Source organism: Streptomyces klenkii (assembly GCF_003626645.1).
In the GTDB taxonomy this organism is placed as follows: Bacteria; Actinomycetota; Actinomycetes; order Streptomycetales; family Streptomycetaceae; genus Streptomyces; species Streptomyces klenkii.
On record NZ_RBAM01000171.1, the window covers coordinates 1 to 1095 of the forward strand.

Below are 1095 nucleotides of genomic sequence, written 5' to 3' on the forward strand. Positions count from 1 at the left end.
GCTCAGTGACAGCCGGATCGGACTTCGAGCCCTCGATCGTCTGCCAGTCAAGACCTGCCAACTGATCCAACAGTGGCTTCTCGACCTCTGTATACTCCGGACCCGCACTCATGAAGCACGCTCCAGTGGTACCCGGACGCCTCCGGTAAGAAGGTCTTCAAAAAGCCCCCGACGGACCGCCTGGAGCTTCTCCAGCGCGTTCCTCTCAGCGTCAATGCGTCGCTCGAGTTCATTCATCGCTTCAGCAATCCTGTACTGGATTGCAATGTCAGGTGCCGGGAAACTGAAGCGCTTCAATACGTGAATGGAAATCTCCGCCCTGGTAGTCCCAACCACCGCAAGATCGAGGCGCCTCTGAGCGGCGCGGCTTAGCAGGTACTGGCGAGCGAAGTTAGAATCTACCCTTGGCGCGAACCTCAATCTGGCAATCTCACGACTGATGTTGCCAACGTAGTATTCTGGCGCTACGCCAACGCGACCAATTGTCCCCTTGATTGACAGCAAGACATCGCCCGACGCTACGCGGCTGCGCCTATATTGCGCATCAATCGACTTTGATGTTCGATGCACACCTGTCGCAAAATCACCCCCAAGATCACGAATAGCAAGCACTGGCACTCCCTCGGCCACATAACCGCCAGACTGCACAATGCCATAACAGATATCAGCCACGCACAGGTCGGCGAGCGGGAAGAAAGCATCCGGCGGAAGCGCACCTATTAGGTCATCACGCACGCCCTCCATTTCGAGTCTCAGCTTTGCAAGAATCCGCTTGAAGATGGCGATCTGATCATCGACCATGTCCAAAACAGCTGCAATTCGACGCTGCTCGCACATCGGAGGTACGTTGAGACGAGTGGCCAGCAGGGCCTCATCTGCGAAGTTCGTTTGAGACTCGGCCATACCGGTTGTTCGCGTATTCAGAAACTCTTGAATAGCGCTAGTCGACAGAAGTCCGGCGAGTATTTGTGGCAAGATAACTTTGGTCTTCGGCCGCAGACCAATCATCTTTCCCGACACCATAATATGGGGCCGCGTAGATCCGACGTGAACAACGACGCCGACTCGGTGACGCGGGCCAGCCTTGGTTACGAG

At 55.8% G+C, this 1095-nt stretch carries 1 protein-coding gene; it reads right to left on the bottom strand.

The features are described from left to right. Nucleotides 1-108: 108 nt before the first annotated feature. The coding region (locus D7231_RS35540; protein ID WP_206752010.1) for a restriction endonuclease subunit S at nucleotides 109-1095 on the bottom strand (987 nt) is incomplete at its 5' end.